The sequence below is a fragment of the Anabaena sp. PCC 7938 genome, from assembly GCF_049315035.1.
Taxonomy (GTDB): domain Bacteria; phylum Cyanobacteriota; class Cyanobacteriia; order Cyanobacteriales; family Nostocaceae; genus Anabaena; species Anabaena cylindrica.
On the sequence record NZ_CP186034.1, the window covers coordinates 3,171,556 to 3,189,179 of the forward strand.

Annotated in this window: 19 protein-coding genes; 15 read left to right on the top strand and 4 right to left on the bottom strand. The window is 39.2% G+C overall.

From position 1 onward, the window contains the following. Positions 1 to 415: 415 nt before the first annotated feature. The 4 genes from ndhL (at position 416) to ACOWPH_RS14740 (ending at position 2,810) form a co-directional block, all read left to right on the top strand. Positions 416 to 625: an NAD(P)H-quinone oxidoreductase subunit L gene (ndhL, locus tag ACOWPH_RS14725; protein WP_081593707.1), complete on the top strand. Its 210-nt coding sequence runs from the start codon at positions 416 to 418 to the stop codon at positions 623 to 625. A 24-nt stretch (positions 626 to 649) separates the two neighbouring features. Beyond that, on the top strand, positions 650 to 949 hold the full coding sequence (locus ACOWPH_RS14730) for a DUF3007 family protein (RefSeq protein ID WP_015216127.1): 300 nt from the start codon (positions 650 to 652) through the stop codon (positions 947 to 949). A gap of 158 nt (positions 950 to 1,107) precedes the next feature. Then, entirely contained in the window at positions 1,108 to 1,911 is an 804-nt protein-coding gene (gene trpA, locus ACOWPH_RS14735; RefSeq protein ID WP_015216128.1) for a tryptophan synthase subunit alpha, read from the top strand. A gap of 239 nt (positions 1,912 to 2,150) precedes the next feature. Continuing rightward, positions 2,151 to 2,810, top strand: coding sequence for a hypothetical protein (locus ACOWPH_RS14740; protein ID WP_015216129.1), 660 nt, complete (start codon positions 2,151 to 2,153; stop codon positions 2,808 to 2,810). Between the two features lie 67 nt (positions 2,811 to 2,877). Here the strand turns inward: ACOWPH_RS14740 and ACOWPH_RS14745 are convergent, their stop codons facing one another. Further along, entirely contained in the window at positions 2,878 to 4,758 is a 1,881-nt protein-coding gene (locus ACOWPH_RS14745; protein ID WP_015216130.1) for a serine/threonine protein kinase, read from the bottom strand. A 165-nt stretch (positions 4,759 to 4,923) separates the two neighbouring features. Here ACOWPH_RS14745 and ACOWPH_RS14750 point away from each other — a divergent pair, with 165 nt between their 5' ends. Further along, positions 4,924 to 5,412, top strand: a complete 489-nt coding sequence (locus tag ACOWPH_RS14750; protein WP_015216131.1) for a hypothetical protein — start codon at positions 4,924 to 4,926, stop codon at positions 5,410 to 5,412. 109 nt (positions 5,413 to 5,521) lie between these two features. Here ACOWPH_RS14750 and ACOWPH_RS14755 read toward each other — a convergent pair whose 3' ends face one another. Together ACOWPH_RS14755 and ACOWPH_RS14760 are read right to left on the bottom strand one after the other, a co-directional pair. Then, on the bottom strand, positions 5,522 to 6,376 hold the full coding sequence (locus ACOWPH_RS14755; RefSeq protein WP_015216132.1) for a DUF4435 domain-containing protein: 855 nt from the start codon (positions 6,374 to 6,376) through the stop codon (positions 5,522 to 5,524). Beyond that, positions 6,373 to 7,650, bottom strand: coding sequence for an AAA family ATPase (locus ACOWPH_RS14760; protein ID WP_015216133.1), 1,278 nt, complete (start codon positions 7,648 to 7,650; stop codon positions 6,373 to 6,375). The genes ACOWPH_RS14755 and ACOWPH_RS14760 overlap by 4 nt, the downstream gene beginning before the upstream one ends. Positions 7,651 to 8,170: 520 nt before the next feature. Here ACOWPH_RS14760 and mgtE point away from each other — a divergent pair. The 8 genes from mgtE (at position 8,171) to secG (ending at position 15,983) form a co-directional block, all read left to right on the top strand. Continuing rightward, positions 8,171 to 9,520 (top strand): magnesium transporter, encoded by a 1,350-nt coding sequence (gene mgtE / locus ACOWPH_RS14765; RefSeq protein WP_015216134.1) that lies wholly within the window; start codon positions 8,171 to 8,173, stop codon positions 9,518 to 9,520. Positions 9,521 to 9,709: 189 nt separating this feature from the next. Then, the gene (locus ACOWPH_RS14770) at positions 9,710 to 10,705 is read left to right on the top strand and encodes an aspartate carbamoyltransferase catalytic subunit (RefSeq protein WP_015216135.1); all 996 of its coding nucleotides are present in this window, start codon (positions 9,710 to 9,712) and stop codon (positions 10,703 to 10,705) included. A 105-nt stretch (positions 10,706 to 10,810) separates the two neighbouring features. Further along, positions 10,811 to 11,548: a Uma2 family endonuclease gene (locus ACOWPH_RS14775; RefSeq protein ID WP_015216136.1), complete on the top strand. Its 738-nt coding sequence runs from the start codon at positions 10,811 to 10,813 to the stop codon at positions 11,546 to 11,548. A gap of 172 nt (positions 11,549 to 11,720) precedes the next feature. Beyond that, positions 11,721 to 12,854, top strand: coding sequence for an AAA family ATPase (locus ACOWPH_RS14780; protein WP_042465241.1), 1,134 nt, complete (start codon positions 11,721 to 11,723; stop codon positions 12,852 to 12,854). Further along, positions 12,851 to 13,600: a hypothetical protein gene (locus ACOWPH_RS14785; RefSeq protein ID WP_015216138.1), complete on the top strand. Its 750-nt coding sequence runs from the start codon at positions 12,851 to 12,853 to the stop codon at positions 13,598 to 13,600. Before ACOWPH_RS14780 ends, ACOWPH_RS14785 begins: the two co-directional genes overlap by 4 nt. Before the next feature lie 130 nt (positions 13,601 to 13,730). Next, positions 13,731 to 15,329, top strand: coding sequence for a 2,3-bisphosphoglycerate-independent phosphoglycerate mutase (gene gpmI, locus ACOWPH_RS14790; RefSeq protein WP_015216139.1), 1,599 nt, complete (start codon positions 13,731 to 13,733; stop codon positions 15,327 to 15,329). Between the two features lie 71 nt (positions 15,330 to 15,400). Continuing rightward, positions 15,401 to 15,604: a hypothetical protein gene (locus tag ACOWPH_RS14795; protein ID WP_015216140.1), complete on the top strand. Its 204-nt coding sequence runs from the start codon at positions 15,401 to 15,403 to the stop codon at positions 15,602 to 15,604. Positions 15,605 to 15,749: 145 nt separating this feature from the next. Beyond that, entirely contained in the window at positions 15,750 to 15,983 is a 234-nt protein-coding gene (gene secG / locus ACOWPH_RS14800; RefSeq protein WP_015216141.1) for a preprotein translocase subunit SecG, read from the top strand. A 135-nt stretch (positions 15,984 to 16,118) separates the two neighbouring features. On the opposite strand, the gene ACOWPH_RS14805 is transcribed toward secG, so the two are convergent. Further along, a complete protein-coding gene (locus tag ACOWPH_RS14805) occupies positions 16,119 to 16,292 on the bottom strand; it encodes a hypothetical protein (RefSeq protein WP_190645432.1) in 174 nt (57 codons plus the stop codon). Here ACOWPH_RS14805 and ACOWPH_RS14810 point away from each other — a divergent pair. Continuing rightward, complete coding sequence (locus ACOWPH_RS14810; RefSeq protein WP_015216142.1) at positions 16,207 to 17,019, top strand: peptidase; 813 nt, start codon at positions 16,207 to 16,209, stop codon at positions 17,017 to 17,019. The two genes, ACOWPH_RS14805 and ACOWPH_RS14810, sit on opposite strands and share 86 nt — an antisense overlap. Positions 17,020 to 17,178: 159 nt before the next feature. Further along, positions 17,179 to 17,490 (top strand): Hsp70 family protein, encoded by a 312-nt coding sequence (locus ACOWPH_RS14815; protein WP_042465244.1) that lies wholly within the window; start codon positions 17,179 to 17,181, stop codon positions 17,488 to 17,490. Positions 17,491 to 17,624 lie beyond the last annotated feature (134 nt).

Here is a 17,624-nt window from a genome sequence, read left to right on the forward strand (position 1 = left end):
ATTTCTCTATCAAGGCTCAGTTTTCTAAGTCCGTAGCGTCTACCATTCCGCCACACCCCCAAGGGTTTTTGATGTTTAGAGGCTCAAAAAACCTCCCCATCTATTTCATCATTAATTGCGTATTTTGTGCAAGTAGTTTTCAAAATTTTTTTTCAAACACTACTTTTTTCAATTTAGCCTCAAAATCATACTTTTTAGGTAATGACCTTGTTTAACTTGGTTGCACAACCGCGTTTAATGGCGAAATATCACCATAACACAATATAAACTTTTTTTCAAATTATTGCAAGTCGGACAAAATTAATTTATTTTCTTTCCCGACAAAACTGATGAGTGATACTTCCCTGAGTCCGACCATTCAGCATATTATGGGAATAGATGCACCGAATAGTCTTCTCAAATCCGATAAAGAATTATGGTTGTAGCGCTACTATATCTAATTTTGGCCGGAGCTTATCTTCTGGTAATCCCAATGGCTGTAATGCTTTATCTAAAGCTGCGGTGGTATACGGCTAGTTCTGTTGAACGTGTGTTCATGTACTTTTTAGTGTTCTTCTTCTTTCCGGGTTTGTTGCTGCTTTCGCCCATTGCGAATTTTCGACCCCGGCGCAGACAAATTGTTTAACTTGATTGGTAGGTCATAACTCTCATGCGACGCATTGATGCAATCGGAATTGCTTTGGGGATTTTTGTGGCTGGTGGCTTGGCCTATGCGGGATTACAGCTAGTCGGGTTAGATGGACAAAAAGCTGGAATTTGGAGTCAGGTTTTACTGGTTTTTGGGTTGTTGGGCTGGTTGTCCACATATCTTTTCCGAGCAGGTAGCAAAAAAATGACCTACCATCAACAACGGGAAGAGTATGAAAAGGCGTTCTTACAAAAGCGACTAGATGAACTCACTCCTGAAGAATTAGCAAAAATTCAAGCTGAAATTGAATCAGGCAATTAGGTGACAGTTGACAGGTGACAGGTGACAGAAAAGATAGGAAGATAGTAAAGATAAGGAAGTGGGGGAGATGGGGGAGAGTATTTACCTTCTACCTTCTACCTTCTGTCACCTGTTCCCTGTCACCTAATTACCTATTCCCTATTCCCTTCTTCTGACCAATGACTGCAATTTCTCGTTGTTTTGAAACTTTAAGACGGAATCAAGAGTGCGCTCTGATTCCGTTTATTACTGCTGGTGATCCTGATTTGGAAACAACAGCTAAGGCTTTACAAGTTTTAGATCGCTCTGGAGCCGACATAATTGAGTTGGGTGTTCCTTATTCTGATCCTTTGGCTGATGGGCCTGTGATTCAAGCAGCTGCTACCCGTGCATTGGCAAAGGGTACTACTTTAGATCAGGTGCTGGCGATGTTGCAAGCAACTACTCCTAGTTTAAAAGCACCAATTATTTTATTTACGTATTACAACCCGATTTTACACCGGGGAATTGATAAGTTTCTTCAGCAAATTAAGGCCGCTGGTGTAGCAGGTTTGGTAGTTCCTGATTTACCTTTGGAAGAGGCAGCAGGGTTATTAAAACCAGCAAGTGAGATGGAGATTGATTTAACTCTGTTGGTAGCTCCTACTAGCTCTACTGAGAGGATAGAAGCGATCGCACGTGCTTCCCAAGGATTTATTTACTTGGTGAGTGTGACAGGTGTAACAGGAATGCGATCGCAAATGGAAAGCCGAGTTTCCGATTTACTCACACAAATTCGCTCTGTCACAGATAAACCCATCGGCGTAGGCTTTGGAATTTCTGACATTGAACAAGCGCATCAAGTCCGAGAATGGGGTGCAGATGCAGCAATTGTGGGTAGTGCTATAGTCAAGCGTTTAGCAGAAGGGACACCGGAACAAGGATTAGATGCGATCGCTCAATTTTGCCAAAATCTGAAGACAGCAATCACAACTACCTCTTGATGATTTGGGAAAATTAGATTAAAAAGTATAACAGGGTAGTTTTTTTACCATCCATTAGTGGACAATTTGACTGATATGGTCTTGAATGTTAACAGCACATACAAAGGTAAAAAGACTACCTGATATATCTGCTTATAGTTTGAGTCTTATTGTGAATTGAAGTAGGCAAGCAATATGAGTGTGAGAGTGAGTCAGTCAAAATCTAGTTACGCTGCCGTCGTAGTTGAGGGATAAAAGCAATGAGTGAAAGTATGGCATTTATCGGCGGAGTTGCTGTAGCTGGTCTGGCGGCTCTCCTCCTGCTAAAAGGAACAAATACTCCTATACAACAATCTAATTTTGCTGCTACCCCACAAATGCCATCATTTGTACAGCCCCAGTTAATGCAGCAACCTGTCCAGTATCCCCCTAATTACGGTCAACCAGCATATCCATATCAACAACCAGTAGCTCCTAATTCCGACCAGCGTGTGGAAATGGAAAAACTGAACATGACATTGGAAAAGCTGAAAACAGATAACGAACAGTTGAGGTTACAAAACCTCCAACTCCAGGGACAAGTACAGAATTTCACCCAGCAGCAGTGGCAATTAGCCCAGCAGCAAAATCAACAAAAAATATCATCTGTACTCCCATATGAACAGAAAGCTTGGTGGGAATCACCTATAATTTGGGCAGTTGGGGGAGCAACACTAACTATCGGTGGTGGTGTTGTTGTCGCTGGAGTCTTATCTCTATTTTCTCCAAAACAACATCGTCCCACCCGTACTGTGCAGGTAATTCATCCCTACAATGGCCCCACACCACCATTAGCAAATGTCCGTCGGGCTGAGTTTTTACCCTCCACTCGGATGGAAACCAGACGCATGGAAACGGCCGAATACGATGAACTACACTAGAACCTAACTTCATTCGGTCAGGCTGGTGATTGGTAATGGGAAGAAGATAGTTTCCATTACCAGGCATTTACAAATCACTAGCTGGCTTGTCTGTAGCACCTGGAGTTTGTGTAGAAGTCGGTTTATTTTCATTACTATTCTTCTCTTCCTGAGAAAGAACCTGTTTAGCCGCATTTTCAGATGCTTGTTTAAACATTGGTTCTAACTTGTCTTGCCAGTATTTAATATTGGGTAATTTTTCAGGATTATCTCGATAAGCTAAAACTTGATCCCATTTACCATCATCAATAGCTTTATTGATATCATTAGCCAGTGCTTCAGCCTTTGCCCAATCATTCTGCCATTGATTAACAATCTGAACAGTTTCCTTGATTCCTGATGCAGCATTGGCAGGTATTGATCTCAGTATAGCGATCGCACCTTGCAAATCTCCAGACTCAAACTTCTCTCTAGCTTGTGCGACAATTTTATCCTGATCCTGACCAGCTTGGGTTTTTTCAGATTCTGATATTTCTAGCTGAGAAGTAGCAACAGGAATAGGTTTAACTTGCGGTTTCGGAACAGGGATAGATGTAATTAAAGAACTATCATCTACCGTTTGCACAGAAATACCTTGATCCCTCAAGCAAGAAATCCAATTGTCATTATTAGTAATAACTTCGGAATGCGCCCAGGCCAAACGTCCAGACTTGAGTTTCAGTTCAATCCAACCCCGTTTTGTGCGCTTGCCAGTAACATCAAATTGGCTATTATCACCAACAGTTTTCAAAATATTATCAGAATTAATTGCACTAGGTTCAGAGCGGATATTAGAATTAGCCACCACTACAGCCAAGCATTTGTTTCCCAATGTGCGATCGTTCCCTGTCCAATTAGCAGTTAAATTTTTCACATTTGGATATAAATTTGTCACCAAAGCTGCTGCACCACCTGCTAATAAGATGCCAATTACCAAAGGCAATGGATCAGGTTTGTTAGACTCTCTGCGAATAGATTTAGAAACCACCGGATTAGCGGGTGCGACAGCCACGGTGTGCTGTGAAAATACTTGAGAGGGGAGAGACTTAGGAATTTGGTAAATAACCTGTTGAGGAGCCTCTGAAGGCAGAGAATATCCAGAGGCAAGATTCATCAACTCTCTACAGGCTTGCAGTGCTTCCGTAGCAGTTTGGTAGCGGTCTTTAAAGTGATAACGTACCATCTTGCTGAGAATTTCTGCCAAGCGGTAGTTAACAGGCAGGAAATGCTGCCAGAGAATTTCACCAGTATTCGGATCTTCTTGTAATTGCTTGGCTGGTACTCCCGTTAAAGCTTGAATAGCAATAATACCCAGAGAATAAATATCACTATTAGGACGGGGTTTGCCTTGTCCTTGTTCTGTAGGCATATAGCCGGGTGTACCAATCGCTACTGTCGCCGTGAGTTGTGCGCCAACCGTCACTAAAGGTGATCTTAATTGTTTAACTGCCCCAAAGTCTACTAAAACCAATCTATAATCAGCAGCGCGACGGATAATATTATCTGGCTTAATGTCGCGGTGAATGACACCTTGTTGATGGACAAATTCTAAAATACCCAGAACTTCCAGCAACATTTGGATGACTTGGCCTTCATTCCAAGGTTGTCCCGGAATTAATTCCTCACTCAGAGTATGTCCGTCAACATATTCTTGAACTAAGAAAAATTCTTGATTTTCGTCAAAATAAGCGAGTAGCCTAGGTATTTGGTCATGATTACCCAGTTTCTCTAAAGTTTCGGCCTCGCTGTTGAAGAGACGTTTAGCCGTTTCAAAAATTTTGGGGTCAGTGCTGGCGGACTTAAGGTGTTTGACAACGCAGATGGGATTGCCTGGCCGCCTGGTATCTTGGGCAATGTAGGTTTGACCAAATCCTCCTTTCGCCAAGATGCGAATGACTTGGTATCGGTGGTCTAGTAGTTTGCCTATCATATTCCCTCCCCAGTTTTAATACCTAATTTTCCAGATAGTAATAGATATCTCCAAATTTTCTTCTAGGAAATCCGCTATCTTGAGAAAAGATTTAGACTCAAAACGCAGTTTTTTAATAAAAACAACAAATTGTTACGTTTGATTTAGTATCTATGTTAACTAGCAATGCCACCTAAGATAACAAATTCCACTACATGGCAGCAAGCTGAACTCCTCATGCAACCTGCATTTATTCGCGTTGTCGATAATATTCGTAAGCATCTTGATGTCTCTTCCTGGAAAGGAACTTACCACGATGTACTGATTTGGCCGCCTAACACAACTGATGAAACAAAAGCCTTGGTGACACAGTTGTTGCAAGATATGGAATCTGCAACACCCCAACAGGTGGAAGATATTAGAGAAAATCTTGCCCATCTGCCGATGCCCCATCCAGGATACCATCTGCGCTTGCAACGTCAAGAGCAGCAAGTAAATGTGGATTTGTGGGATATTTGTTACCAAGTGTGTTTTTTAAATTACAGTGTAGGGATTTATGATGTTGATATTGATACTAGCTTAATTGATGAGTTAGGAGAAGTGGATTGGCAACATCTGGAAGAAAAAACGAAGCAGCTAGTTAAACACCTATTTGATAGTTTACCAGAGGATTGAAGCGTGGGGGTGCTGTGTGTGGGGTGCTGTGTGGGAATATACAGCTTTCAGAAGAGAATTCTGAAGTCTATCAAGACAAAGCCCACCTTCCTGAACTGAGATCATTTTCTTAAGAAGTTGATGATAAAACTTGGTAAGGTTGGTTATTTTGTTCCCATGTTTGAATATGTCTATATAACTGTGTATTACGGAAATACGATTCTTCGTATGCCAGTCTTAAAATTTTTTCTAATACTTCTGGCTTAACATCATTACTATTCCATGTTCCCCAGACCTTACACAGTCCTATGGACAAAATACAAATTAAATCATGACCACAACATACTTGAAGAGGATCATGATCATCATCTTTTAAATTTTCCAACTTCTCTTGAATATCTTTTTCTATAAGTGCTGGCTTTTGGGAGTGGTCTTTAACTGCTTTAATCAGTTTTATAGTATCTATGGCTAAAGTTTTAGGTTCTAGAAATTTACTAAAGGTTAAATCTTCAAATTTAAGAGATAAATTAAATTTCAAAGATAGCCATCTTAAATAACCAATAATTTTGCCAGTTTCAAGTAGAGTTATAGTGATATTTTTAGCATAATTTTTAATCTTTTCTTCACTGCCAAACTCACGAATTACCTTATCAAGTGCTGGGGATTGAATTAGCATAATTTCTAAATCATGATAATCAGTCACCAATAAGTTTGGACTAGCTGGTAAAATATCTTCAAGTCTAGAAAAATCTGCATCAATAATAGCCAACACACCTGCAAAATTATTTTTTTCCAAAATAGCTAACGCGCCGATAGCTTTTTCTTTATTGTAAGCAACTGAAAGTTCACATTTTTTATTATCTAAACAGCGTTCATATACCCGCGCATCTGTAGAACCCTCAACAATTATAAAAGTCCCTGAGTAAGCACTACGCCTCATACGAATCTGATTAGCAATAAACTCAGGTGTGATAGATTCTCTCATATCTGAGGACCTTTCAATTCAACTGTTAAATCCCATCGATCATGAATAATACTAGGAGAATGCGTCGCTAATAAAACATCTATATTAGCAATTTTTGTAATTTCTTTTAAATCCTTAAGAAAATTCACTTGCCACTCCACGTGCAATGAAAGTTCTGGCTCATCAATGAGGATTAATGTGTTAGGTTGGACTTTAAATAATAACTCATAAAGCATAACTAATTCGTGCTGTTCTCCAGAAGATAATTTTTCTGGTGATAAAGAATTACCATTAGAGGTAAAAGTAAAACCTTTATCTTTGCTGATATTTATTTGCTTGTAAGAAAATCTTTGATTGATAATCCTCTTCATCAATTCTATTTTTTGAGATAGATTATCAAAAATATTAAGTTTATTTTCAACATCTTCAACATAAACTGATAAAACCTTTTTTGTATTTTCATCTATTTGCTCAAAAATTTGGAAGTTTGAGTTTTCATCTTTATCTAATAATCCAGCATTTATCAAATGAGTTCGCTTTTCTTCAATTTCATCTAACTTTTGATATAGTTGCTTATCTGTCAGTTCAGTTGAAGCTTGTCTTTTAACTAATCTTGCTGGAAAAGTTCTATCAAGTGATTGAGATAACATACCATACTCAGCTAATTTTTCCTGAATATTTTCTGCAAGTTCATTTGCATAACTAGTCACAGATGGAATCATTGAATTATTGTCTGATATATTTAATAATCTCTGGGATTCTATGAAACGAATATTTATAGAAGTAATAATAGTCTGCAACCATTCTGGTATTGTTTCAGGTTGAAATCCATATAAAATTTTTGTAGATTGTTTAAGGCGTTCTACAGCAACCAAGTACCTCTCTTTATCGCTCATGAAATATTCAGAATTTTTTGATTTTATAGGTATATTGAAATTTTTATTTTCTATAAAATCATAGTCATGTTGATTTAGAGAAAATTCATACTCATTGCTACTACTATTTTTGAAGAATATTATGATCTCAGTTTTTATATCACCATCAATAGCAGATTTGGCTTTTTTGTTCAGTCGAATATAACTACCATCATCAAAATCGATCTGGAAGTTATTAAATATAATATTGTATAGTTCTGAAAACCGGAAATTAAAAAAATTATTTAATAGCCTAAGTATTGCTGTTTTACCAACACCATTTAAACCGTAAATTATAGTTATACGGTCTTCCGTATTCAGAGGAATGACATGATTAAAAATGCCAAAAAGTTCGGTTACTGAAATTTGCTTAATTCTCATATTGTCCTCTTTAAAATAACTATTTTACAGCACATTTATATGATTAAATGATTTCTTTATCAGTTCAAGAGCCATACCTTTGATAAGTTGCGCGTCTGCTCTCTTCTCTGCGAGAAGATATACCAACGAGTCCCGTTAGTGGTACGCCGAAGGCATCGCTCTTACAAAAGTTATACTTTTTGTCATTCAAATATATTGATTTTGTAAAGTTTATCAGTAAAGAGGCTGTTTGACTTGACACAGATTAATACAGTAGTAAAATCTCTAAATTAAACTGGAGCAAAGACCGCTGTTTTCATACTAGTGTACAATTTTACTGATAACGTACATTATTACCAAGAATCTATCCGAGAAAACCATTCTGGGATAGGATGATAAGTCAACGATGCTTTGCTCCAATATCAATAATATTGAGTTTTTAAGATTTTATGGACAGATGTCCACCAGATGGCAGTAGCAACCTCCTCTAAGCTGGCGAGTTAGTCTCCCAGCGTGGGGGAGACTATAGGAGGTATTTACTATGCTCACACAAGATGTTCGCAATGCCCTAGACATTGCTGACTTGAATCAACTTAAGTTTGATTTAAATCGGTTACAACCCGTAGATGTTGGGGAATACATCACACAGTTGCCGGAAAAACAAAGAGCGATCGCATTTCGTCTCCTCAACAAGGCTCAGGCTATAGATGTCTTTGAATATTTACCCACAGAAATACAAGAAGAACTCATAAATTCTCTCCATGATGTCCAAGTTGTACATCTAGTGGAAGAAATGAGTCCCGACGAACGAGCATACTTGTTTGATGAACTACCAGCAGGAGTAGTCAAACGGCTGTTACAACAATTAAGCCCCGAACAAAGACAGGCTACAGCAACCATTCTCGGTTATCCAGAAGGGACTGCTGGGCGGGTAATGACAACGGAATATGTTCGGTTACGTCAAGGCTTAACTGTGGGTGAGGCCTTAACTAAAATCCGCCTGCAAGACGAAGATAAAGAAACAATTTACTACGCTTATGTCACAGATGATAACCGCACCTTAGTAAGTGTTGTTTCTTTGAGACAGTTGTTATTTACTTTTCCTGAAGTTTTAATTAAAGATATTGCTAGTGATCATGTAATTAAAGTTAAAACTGAAACTTCCCAAGAAGAAGTTGCTCGCATCATGCAGCGTTATGACTTAATAGCGATGCCAGTAGTGGATAGGGAAGATAGATTAGTGGGAATTATTACCATTGATGATGTCATTGATATTTTAGAAGAAGAAGCAACTGAAGATATTCAAAAATTGGCGGGGGTAAGTGGTGATGAATCTGCTTTATCTTCTCCACTGGTAACAATTTGCAAACGATTGCCTTGGTTGTTAGGGATTATGGGATTGTATATAGGTGCTGCTAGTGCGATCGCTCCTTTTCAATCTGTAATTGCTGCTGTACCAGTCCTCGCTGTGATTATGCCCATTTTTTCTAACACAGGTGGCACTGTCGGCATCCAATCTTTAACCGTCACTATTCGCGGCTTAGGAGTGGGAGAAGTCACACCCAAAGATACTCTGAAAATTCTTCGTAAAGAACTGTTAGCGGGTTTAGGAACAGCCTTAGCTTTGTGCATAACTATGATGCTGCTGTCCCTAATTTGGGCTAAACCCCAAGAAAGATGGGTAGCTTTGATTGCAGGAACAGTCATGGCAACTAATACAATTGTCGCTGTTACCCTCGGTACTTTACTACCAATGGCTTTAACCCGTTGGAAGCTAGATCCGGCTTTAATGAGTGGGCCATTAGTCACCACACTTCTGGATACAATTGGCTTTTTAACCTTTCTCAGCATGATTTCTATTGCTTTAAAGGTTTTTCATCTACAACCTTAAATAGCCACATTTGCCGAAAAATTCAAGTCTGCACTTAGCAACTTTTAGAGTGAGAGTTATGGACAGATTTATTGTTTGGTAGGCAAATGATAGAACAAAAGTATGATTATGTGCGTCTACATATGTAAATTCACAAGCTGTAGAGAAACATTCAGTATCAATCTCTACAACCGAAATTAATAGTTATTTATGCCTAGTACTACCTGGAATCGTCATCACATTCTTTCCCTGGCTGACTTCACAACTTTTGAATATAACGCGGTTTTGCAAACTGCGGCCTCATTTCAAGAGGTACTATCACGGAGAACAAAAAAAGTACCTACCTTACAGGGACAGGTGGTGGCCAATCTATTTTTTGAATCCTCTACCCGCACACGCAGTAGTTTTGAAATTGCTGCTAAACGTTTAAGTGCGGATACCCTCAACTTTGCAGCTGCGACTTCTTCCATGACAAAGGGAGAGACAATTCTCGACACAGCGAAGACCTATTTGGCGATGGGAACTGATATTATGGTGATTCGCCATCGAGAAGCGGGAGTTCCACAAGCGATCGCTCAAGAAATGGATCGTTTAGGTGTCAAAGTCAGTGTCCTCAACGCCGGTGATGGTCAACACGAGCATCCTTCCCAAGGATTACTTGACTTATTTACCATTTGTACATTAATTGATCCAGCCCAACCCCGCATCGAACTATTACAAGGTAAAAAAATAGCTCTTGTTGGCGATATTCTCCATTCTCGCGTAGCGCGTTCTAATATTTGGAGTTTAATTGCCAGTGGTGCTGAAGTTCATCTTGCAGCACCGCCAACATTATTACCTAAATTCTTTAGTGAATATTTAGGTGAAGCAGCAAACACAGGCAAGTTATTCACCCATTGGCAAATAGAACCAGCTTTAGAAAATGCCGATTATGTCATGACATTGCGGTTACAAAAAGAGCGCATGACGGCTCATTTATTGCCAAGTTTGCGAGAATATCATCAACTATTTGGTATTACTCGCGCCAAACTCAAACTGTGTAAACCTAATGTTAAAGTTTTACATCCAGGCCCAGTTAATCGGGGTGTAGAAATTAGCTCTGACTTAATGGATGATCCTGAATTTAGCTTAATTCAATCACAAGTTACCAGTGGCGTAGCCGTGCGAATGGCGTTGTTGTATTTTATTGGTAGTGGTAGAGCCTGATAAAAAGAGGCAGGGAGCAGGGGGGCAGGGGAGAATAATTTCTTACCAATCACCCTCCTTATTGATCGAATAAAATAAAAACAAATCAACAATGAGGAAGTCTTTATGGCAACCCAAATCAGTGAAATCAAATCTCCCACTGAACCGGTCATCTCTTGGGAAGCCTTACCCCATGATTTTCAGTTAGAGGATGAACCGGTGGAAAATACAGGACAGCCAATTTTGGCTGGTGCTTTGCGAGAAAGCTTAGAAATTGCGGGTTTTATTCAACCGCAGATGTTGATAGCCTCAAATTTTGGTTTATGTGCCACATTAGACGGTCAATTTATTGCTAAAGCACCTGATTGGCTATATATTCCTTCAGTGAAAGAGATTGTACCTGAACGCAAAAGCTACACACCCAATTTAGAAGGGGATGTTCCGGCTATAGTCATAGAATTTTTATCTGATACTGAAGGGGGAAAATATTCTGTTAAGCGAACATATCCACCAGGAAAATGGTTTTTTTACGAGCAAATTTTACAAGTTCCCATTTATGTAATTTTTGATCCAGATGGTGGTTTATTAGAATTTTATCAACTAGAAAATGGTCGCTACGAATTAAAGCAAGCGAATGAAAATGGTCTGCATTGGATTGATGCAATGGGTCTATTTTTAGGAACTTGGAGAGGAGAAAAAGAAGCCAGAACAGGGTATTGGTTAAGATGGTGGGATAAAGAGGGTAATTTGTTACCTTGGTCTGTAGAAAAGATTGCAGAAGAACGTCATGAGAAAGAACGGCTAATAGCTTATTTGAAATCCCAAGGGATTGATCCGAATAATTTACCAACCGCTACGAATTAGCTATAGATGTAGGGATTTAGTATTGCTAAACCCTCACACTGCGTATAATATATTAGGACTTACGCAAGATTGAACTCAAAAGCTGATTCTTGCGTAAGGGTAATTCATGAATTACTCCTACTTCCATCCTGTTTTGCGTAAGTCCTGTATATATCAATCTCCTTTCAAACAGATGTTATCTAAATTAAAAGTTCAACACTACAAAAGCCTTTTTGATACAGAAGTGGATTTAGAACCATTGACTGTATTCATTGGTCCTAATGGTTCTGGTAAATCTAATATTTGTGAAGCTTTGGCTGTATTGTCTGATTTTTTTCAAAACTTGATAGTTGCTCCAGACTATACAGAGAGTATGACCTTTTTTTTAGAGTCTTTAAAGACTGTAAGTACGAACCTACAGAGCATTCAATCTAAATTCTGGCATGGAAAGCCAGATTATCTTTTGTTTGAGGCTAGTACCATTCCTAAAACAGAAATAATTACTTCTGAAAAAGCTCAAAACTTTTTAAAAATATCAGTTAATGTTGATTATTCTCGGCGAATAATTAGTATAAAAAATCTTGGCAATACTCAATGTGAAGAAGATGAATATATAAGTCCATTAAGAGATTTTATAGTTTCTCATCAATTTCCAGATTCTTCTTTGTATAATGCACTGAAAAAAGTTAATGTTTACGATTTTGCGCCATTTGATATTTCTAATAAAACCTCATCAAATGGCAATATGGATAAAACTGGTCAAGGAATTGCCTATGCTTTACTTGATATTTTGCTTGCGAATCGTGAAGGTTTTGATGAATTGCAGGATCGTTTAACGCAGCTTGTTCCTAATATCAAAAAAATTTTGTTACCTCGTGGGGAAAATCAAACTTTTTCACTGGAGTTAGTTGATAGATATTCAGAACATCATATCCCTGCCTCTGATATATCGGATGGAACATTAAGAATTTTAGCTTTTCTAACTGCACTGTATCAAGAAAACACTCCTAGTATTATTTGCTTTGAAGAAATAGAAAATGGTGTGCATCCTTGGTTACTGCATAAAATGATGGAGTTGCTAAAAATTGTTTCCACGGAAGGAATAACTGGTAAACCTGTGCAGGTTTTAATTACAACCCATTCTCCTGTGTTGTTAAATTATGTTGAACCATATCAAGTCCGTGCGGTTGAATTAGACAAAGAAGGTAAAACTCAAGTTCATAAATTACCTGTAGATTCTGTCCGGTTTCAAAAAGCTTTAGAAGCCTATGATGGGGCATTAGGTGAACTTTGGTTTACAAATGTGTTTGGAGGAAATCCAGAATGAGTCGTCGGATTCGGATTGGATTAATTGCTGAAGGGGAGGCAGAACTGGGTGCAAGTATTCCTTATATTAAACCAGAAGATGGTGGCAAAGTAATTGAAAGAAATAATGAAGGCGCACTGCATACTTTAATTAGACGAGAACTGGAAAATGCTGGATTTCTAGATTGCGATTTTGTCCAAAGACATCCATCAATTAAAGAAACTCAAAAACTTACTTTACGAACTGGACATTCTATTTTAGATATCAAATATCTAGCCCAAATTGTTATTCTATGGAAACCAGAAGAGGTAGATATGATCCTCATTGTGGTTGATGCAGATGATAAACTTGAGCAAAGAAAAATTGATTTGGAACGAGCTTTAAATAAAATTCGTGACAATCACTTAGATATTAACGAGCAACCAATTAGCGATCGCTCTGCTGGAGGTTTAGCAATTAGAAATTTTGAGACGTGGTTACAGGCTGATACCCAAACAGTTGCAACTGTTTTAGGTGTAGAATTCCCATCTCTGGAAAATTTAGAAGATTTAGACAAAACTAAGGACATTTTGGAGAATGCAATACAGAAATCAACATATTTTTCTGAAGACACTAGTAATCAGCGATCGCTACAAATTCGCTGGAACTTGGCTTTTCAGATTGATTTAGAGATAATTAAAACTTGCTGTCCCGGTGGATATGCTGCTTTTGCAAAAGATTTATTGTTAGCGACACAAGCCGTTATACTGATTAATGGTATAAATTAAAATAATATACGTAGTTGCTACGCTGATAGTTAAGAACGTGCCTGAGAAATTAATAATCAGAAATTAACTTACATGAGCGATTAGCAATGGTATCATTCGGTTATTACAAAAAGTAAAGGGCAATTTTACTATGACCAAAGCACCTGTTGCTCCTGTGGTGCTAGTCATTTTAGACGGATGGGGCTACTGTGAGGACAAGCGAGGAAACGCGATCGCTGCTGCTAAAACTCCAATCATGGACAGTTTATGGGCAGCCTATCCCCACACCCTCATTCGCACATCAGGCAAAGCCGTAGGGTTGCCAGAAGGTCAAATGGGCAACTCGGAAGTTGGTCATTTGAATATTGGCGCTGGAAGAGTGGTTCCCCAAGAACTGGTACGCATCTCTGATGCTGTTGAAGACGGTTCTTTAGCCGCCAACCCAGCACTTGTCAAAATTTGCCAGGAAGTCCGCTCTCGCAATGGCAAGTTGCATCTCATCGGCCTTTGTTCTGAGGGTGGGGTACATTCGCATCTTACCCACCTATTTGGACTACTTGACTTAGCCAAAAAAGAGCAACTTCCAAAAGTTTGTATTCACGCCATTACTGATGGACGTGACACTGCCCCATCTGAGGGTATTAAAGCAATCCAGAAACTGCAAGATTATATAGATAGCGTCGGCATTGGTCAGATAGCCACTATTAGCGGTCGTTATCATGCAATGGATCGGGATCACCGTTGGGATCGAGTCCAACGCGCCTATGATGTCATGACACAAGATGGTGCGGGAAATGGACTCACGGCGGTAGAGGTCTTAAAAGAATCCTACGCCAAAGGTGTAACTGATGAGTTTGTTGAGCCAGTTCGTATTACTCCTGGCGCAGTAGAACCAGGTGATGGGGTCATATTTTTCAATTTCCGCCCCGATCGCTCTAGACAATTAACTCAAGCCTTTGTCAGTCCCAAATTTGCAGGTTTTGAAAGACAGCAAATTACACCGCTATCCTTTGTGACTTTTACCCAGTATGATCCTGAATTACCAGTATCAGTGGCTTTCACACCACAGAATCTGAATAATATTTTAGGAGAAGTCATCGCCAATCATGGTTTAAAACAGTTTCGCACCGCCGAAACCGAAAAATATGCTCACGTCACCTATTTCTTTAATGGGGGACTTGAAGAACCTTGTGAAGGTGAAGACCGGGAACTAGTCAGCAGTCCAATGGTGGCTACCTATGACACAGAACCTGCAATGTCAGCCCAATCCGTGACAGAAGTTGCGATCGCAGCCATTAAAAAGGGCATCTACTCCCTAGTGGTCATGAATTATGCTAACCCAGACATGGTAGGGCATACAGGACAGATAGAAGCTACAGTGACAGCCATTCAAACTGTAGATCGCTGTTTAGGTCTTCTCCTCGATACCATTGGCAAAGCTGGCGGCACAGCAATTATTACTGCTGACCACGGCAACGCTGAGTATATGTTAGACGAAGAAGGTAATCCTTGGACAGCACACACTACTAATCCAGTTCCCTTAATCTTGGTAGAAGGCGAAAAGGTCAAAATACCAGGATATGGCACAAATGTGGAACTGCGAAATGATGGCAAGTTAGCCGATATTGCCCCGACTATTCTGGATATTTTACAGCTACCCCAGCCACCAGAAATGACAGGGATATCACTGCTAAAACCCGCAGAATATGACTTGAAACCTATTCGCACTCCTGCACAAATAGGTTTGTAAAATAGTGAAAGCTTAACAGTTAACGATGATCAAGTTAACTGTTAACTTTTCTGAATTTGCAGTTTTGAGCGATGCCTTTGGCGGGTGTAAAAGAATATGGATTAAATGAACCGCGAAGACGCGAAGGACGCGAAGTGAAGAAAGAAGAAGGAAGAAGGAAGAATCTTACACTAAGTAGCCATCATGAACTGCGTACACCAGGAGGGATGAAAATAAGTCTTTTCACCTTCCCCGATTTTCAAGTCAGGTGGGCAGAATCAAACCAAACTATGTAAAGAAAAGTAAACAAGGCTCAAATCCTTTTTCCCCCTGCCTGATCCCAACGACAATTTTTAACGCCAACCGACTTAGGAAGGAGATAATAGTCCTTAGCCGTTATAATTTATATTTGGTCTGATTATTTTTGTTTTTGAATTACTTATGACACTTACTAACATCGTGCAAGGTATTTGGGCTTTTTCTGCTTTAGGTCTAATCATTCTCGTTTTACTGCATAGTCCTAAAGGTGATGGTATTGGCGCAATTGGTGGACAAGCGCAATTGTTTAGCAGTACCAAGAGTGCAGAAAATACATTAAATCGAATTACTTGGGCGCTAGTAGTAATTTTTATGGGTTTAACAGTAGTTTTAAGTGCTAATTGGTTGCCTAAATAGGGCTTGCTGAATAAAGCAAAAACCTAGATATATCAAGAGTTTGAAGGTTAAAAAGTGAATCAGGTGCAAGGAATAAGCGTTGAAACTACCAAAAACCTATCACTTGAGCAGATTCAAGACTATTCTTCTCTTCTTCTAATTCTTCCTCCTGACTCCTGACTCCTGACTCCTGACTTCTAGCCCTAACGGAAAGACTTTTTCAGCAAGCCCTAAATAGGTGAAAATGGGCAAAATTACCCAAATATTGATATACAAAACCCGAAATAAAATATTTTGGCGGAGGTTATTAGCAGTCCTAACTTTAATCATAAGTACAGGGCTGTTAGTTATTTTTACTAACTTTCTATCCAGCGCTGTGATGAATAAATCTGTCCAAAAACCTGCATTTAGTAGAGATTTTACCTGGAAAGTTTCCAAAAGTGAGGTTTTAGGCGCAAAGGCAGAATTAATACAAAAATCCCATCCGTTACCCCTGACTCTCAAAAATTGGCAAGATAAAACCAATAGTAGTGATTATTTTGACCAAATTACACCCACTAAAGTTGGTTATTTAATTTGGTCACGTTTTCCTGTGCAAGTGAAGATAGACAAACCGACAGGAATGAGTGAAAAACAGGCGCAAATATGGGTTAATAGCATTTTAGAGGCTGTACAAGAGTGGAGTGTTTATTTACCTTTACAGGTAGTGGAACAGCCAGAAGCTGATATTACAATTGTCAGGAAAGCCCCACCGCTTCAGTTGTCACCCCAAAAAATTCCCCGTGCGCGTTCTGCTTTGACTACCTTTGAGTTATACACAACGAATAATGTGTTATCCCACCGCTTTAGGATCTTGCTGAGTCCTAGCCAAGCAGGGGAATATGTGCAAGCATCCGCACGTCATGAACTTGGACACGCTTTAGGAATTTGGGGTCATAGTCCTCTGCAAACTGATGTGCTTTATTTTTCCCAAGTCCGTAACCCACCAACTATTTCTGCTAGAGATGTGAATACCTTGAAGCGCATTTATGAACAGACTACTAATTTGGGTTGGTAATGGAATGGGTAATTGGTCTAATTTCATCTTTCACTCAGTACTCAGTACTCAGTACTCAGTACTTGCTACTGAGTACTCAAGACTCAGCACTGTTTTAGTGATAAAGTGACTGTTTACCTAGAACATTAAAAACAATACATAGTAGGGTGAAGATTAGTAATGGGTAAGGCTATAGGAATTGATTTGGGGACGACTAACTCTGTCACTGCTTTTAAGTTAGCAGAAGTGGAAGTAGTAACAGCAAACGATAACACGCCTCCAGACCGGAAACTCACTTGTTCTGTGGTTGCTTATAACCAAGGTAAATTTTTGGTGGGAGGTCAAGTTTACAACCAGCTACGCCATAACCCAGAAAATGTAATTATTTCTATTAAGCGGCTAATGGATAGGGGTTTTGGTGATTTAACGAAAATTCTCAAAAAAGCGGCGATAGCCTATGGTTTTTCACCTAATATAGCGGTATGCACTTGAATGAAATACATCATAGCCCCCTCATCGCTTGCGGGGAGGGGTTCTTGTATCTCACTCAACCGAGAACCGCTATAGCGATGATGTCAAGACGATTTTGGTCTATAATCTCTCGGCGATGGAAAATGGTAATAAAA